This window comes from Asanoa iriomotensis (assembly GCF_016862515.1).
Lineage (GTDB): Bacteria > Actinomycetota > Actinomycetes > Mycobacteriales > Micromonosporaceae > Asanoa > Asanoa iriomotensis.
This window is the reverse complement of the sequence record NZ_BONC01000166.1, coordinates 1-3,285: the sequence shown is the minus strand read 5'-3', so window position 1 is coordinate 3,285 and position 3,285 is coordinate 1. Positions and strand designations below refer to the sequence as shown.

At 73.2% G+C, this 3,285-nt stretch carries 4 protein-coding genes; 3 read left to right on the top strand and 1 reads right to left on the bottom strand.

What is annotated here, in order from left to right; all coding sequences use genetic code 11:
* On the top strand, nt 1-1,417 hold a 1,417-nt coding region (locus Air01nite_RS40735), incomplete at its 5' end, for a GAF domain-containing sensor histidine kinase (RefSeq protein ID WP_203708878.1).
* A gap of 49 nt (nt 1,418-1,466) precedes the next feature.
* Nucleotides 1,467-1,919: a pyridoxamine 5'-phosphate oxidase family protein gene (locus tag Air01nite_RS40730; protein ID WP_203708876.1), complete on the top strand. Its 453-nt coding sequence runs from the start codon at nt 1,467-1,469 to the stop codon at nt 1,917-1,919.
* On the opposite strand, the gene Air01nite_RS40725 is transcribed toward Air01nite_RS40730, so the two are convergent.
* Nucleotides 1,870-2,889, bottom strand: coding sequence for an Acg family FMN-binding oxidoreductase (locus Air01nite_RS40725; protein WP_239091308.1), 1,020 nt, complete (start codon nt 2,887-2,889; stop codon nt 1,870-1,872). The two genes, Air01nite_RS40730 and Air01nite_RS40725, sit on opposite strands and share 50 nt — an antisense overlap.
* Before the next feature lie 135 nt (nt 2,890-3,024).
* Between Air01nite_RS40725 and Air01nite_RS40720 the strand changes: the two genes are divergently transcribed.
* Nucleotides 3,025-3,285: response regulator (locus tag Air01nite_RS40720; protein ID WP_203701315.1), on the top strand; the 261-nt coding region annotated here is incomplete at its 3' end.

Below are 3,285 nucleotides of genomic sequence, written 5' to 3'. Positions count from 1 at the left end.
CAAGGGCCTGCTGGGCGCGCTGATCGACGACCCGCGTCCGATCCGCCTGCGGGAGATCACGGACGACCCACGCTCAGCCGGATTCCCGTCCGGGCACCCGCCGATGCACAGCTTCCTGGGCGTGCCGATCCGGATCCGCGACGAGGTCTTCGGCAACCTCTATCTCGCGGAGCGCGGGGGCGGCGCGTTCACCGCCGAGGACGAAGAGCTGGTCAAGGCGCTCGCCGCCACGGCGGCCGTCGCCATCGACAACGCCAACCTCTACGCGTCGGCCCGGCTGCGCGGCGAATGGCTGCAGGCGTCGGCCGCCATCACCCGGCAGGTGCTGGCCACCGAGGGCTCACCCATCTACCCGCTGCGGCGGATCGCCGAGCGCACCAAGCAGATCGCGGACGCCGACCTGGTGACGGTCGTGCTTCCCGACCCCGACGACGACGACGAGCTGCGCATCGACGTGGCCGTCGGCCTGGCCGCCGCGAGCCTGGTCGGCATCCGGTTGCCGGCCCGCGGCACCCTCTCCGGCGAGGTGCTCGCGACCGGTCAACCGCTGCGCCTGGTGAGCCCCGGCGAGGGCGGCGCACCGTTGTCTCCCACCGCGGAGGTGGTGGACATCGGTCCGGTGCTGGCTGTCCCGCTGAACGGCTCCACGCGGGTGCACGGTGTGCTGTGGACGGCGCGAGCGCCCGGCCGGACGCCGTTCACGGCCGACGACCTCGACATGGCGGGCAGCTTCGCCAACCAGGCGGCACTGGCGATCGAGCTCGCCGAGGCGCGTGCCGAGCAACAGCGCGCCGCGATGCTCCAGGACCGCGAGCGGATCGCGGCCGACCTGCACGACCACGTCATCCAGCGGCTGTTCGCCGCCGGCCTGTCGCTGCAGGGGGCCGCCGCACAGGTCGGGACCGGGCCGGCCACCGATCGCATCGTCCGGGTCATCGACGACCTCGACACCACGATCAGTCAGATCCGGACCACCATCTTCCAGCTCCAGCGGCCACCCGGCACCACGGCGACCAGCATCCGCGCGCGGCTGCTGGACATCGCCAGCCAGGTCACCCCGGCGCTCGGTTTCGAGCCGGGCGTCCGGTTCAGCGGCGTCATCGAGAGCCGTGTCCCGGACGACCTGGCCGAGGACCTCGAGGCGGTGCTGCGTGAGGCGCTGACCAACGTCGCGCGCCACGCCCACGCCCGGTCCGCCGACGTCGAGCTCACCGTCACCACCGACAGCGTCGTGCTCGAGGTCGGCGACGACGGCATGGGCATCGGCGAACCGATTCGCACCAGCGGGCTCGCGAATCTCCGCACCCGCGCGGAACGGCGCGGCGGCACCATGGCCGTGGTCGCCGTCAAGCCGACCGGCACCCGGCTGTGCTGGTCGGTCCCACTGACCGCAGCAGGACCGACCGGCGGCGATTGAGGACTTTCGGCCCTGACCGGACCGCGTCGCTCCCGGCGATGGTGAAGCGGTGAACTCGCCATCCGCCGGGCCGGACGTGGCCCGGGAACTCGCAGAGCTCAGCCGCGCCGAGTGCCTGAGGCTGCTCGGCACCCGGGCCGTGGGCCGCGTCGTCTTCACGGAGCGAGCGCTGCCGGCCGTGCATCCGGTGAACTACCTGCTGGACGGCGACGAGGTCGTGTTCCGGACCGGTGGCGGCGGAAAGCTCGCCGCGGCGACCCTCCGCAAGCTCGTCGCCTTCCAGGTCGACGACGTCGACAACTCGAGCGGGGCCGGATGGAGCGTCCTCGGGGTCGGTGAGGCCTACGAGGTCCTCGACCCGGAACGAGTCGAGGCTCTCGCGACGCGGATGCCCCCGCCGTGGGCCGAATCCGCGGTGGGCGGCCACATCATCGCCATACCGCTGGGCCGGCTCACCGGTCGGCGGCTCGGTCCGGTCCCGGCCCGCGCGGCGGGTCGATGACCGAGGAGGCCGGCCGCCGCAGGCTCGGGTAGCCCGGCTGTCGCGCGTAGCCGATCCGGAACACCATCTGTGGCACGCCGTGGCGACCGAGCGCCGTCCGCAGCCGGTCGCGAGCGGCGGCCACCTCGATGGGCTGGGAGAACATGGAGACGGCCAGACCGGCATCCGCCGCGGTGAGCAGCACCCGCTGGAGCGCCTGCCCGGCGACCACCTGGTCGCCGTCGCGATCCGTCGGCGTGCCGAGCACCGCGACAAGTGGCTCGGGTTCGTAGTCGCGTCCGAGCGGCCGGGTACGGCCGCCGAACGCGCGCATCGGCAGCACGTCCTGCGGCTCCGGCGCGTAGCCCGCCGCGCGGGCGGACACCCCGTCCTGTGCGGTCTCCGCGCGGCGCCAGCGGGCGAGCTCTCCCGCGTACGCCTCGTCGCGCTGCAGGACCCGGTTCGCGGCGTTGACGACCTCGGCGAGTGCGTTGACCGCATTGGCGCCGATGATCAGGTCCAGCCAGCCGCCCTCACGCCGCGCGGCCTCGCGAAGGCGGCTACGCACGTCCGCCGGGACCGTCTGGGTGTTGAACGGGGCGCGGTTGCTGTGCCGGCGGGGGATCGCGGCATACAGCGTGCGTTCGGCACCGGACGCGGGCCGCGGCTCGTCGGGGACGAGCCGGGCGACCACGGCGGGGTCCCGGTCGAGGGGTTGGACGATCACGTTTGCCGGTCGGCCAAGGACCGCCAGGGCCACCCGCAGGTTGAAGGCCGCGGCGCCACAACTGACCCGCCCGGCCCAGCCCGCGGCCGGGATGTCCGGCAGCCGGGTCAGGTCCAGGCGGACCTCGATCGTGTCGCCGGCGAGGCCGAAGCGCCAGGGCTGGCTGTTGTGCATCGACGGTGCCCGGATGGCCAGCTCCGCCGCGGCGGACAGATCGTCCGCCGTGTAGGCGGTTGTCGTCGGCGTCATCTTCGTAGCCTCCATGGCGCGCTCCCCTCGGCGAGATCTCCGCACCCTCATCCTTTGCCGGCCGGCGTTCCCGGAGCAGGGGCAGAGGTCCCGAGGTCAGGGGCCGGGCGGGATGGTGCGCCGCGGCGCCCGCGCGATACAGAATGGGCTGTGATCCGTGTGTATCTGCTCGACGACCACGAGGTGGTCCGTCGTGGCCTGACCGACCTGTTGGAGAGCCAGGGCGACATCGAGGTGGTCGGTGAGTCCGGGCTCGCGCACGAGGCGACCGCGCGGATCCCGGCGCTGCGGCCCGATGTGATGATCCTCGACGCCCGGCTCCCGGACGGGAGCGGGATCGACGTCTGTCGGGACGTGCGGGCGGTCGACCCGACGATCAAGGGCTTGATTCTGACGTCGTACGAGGATGAC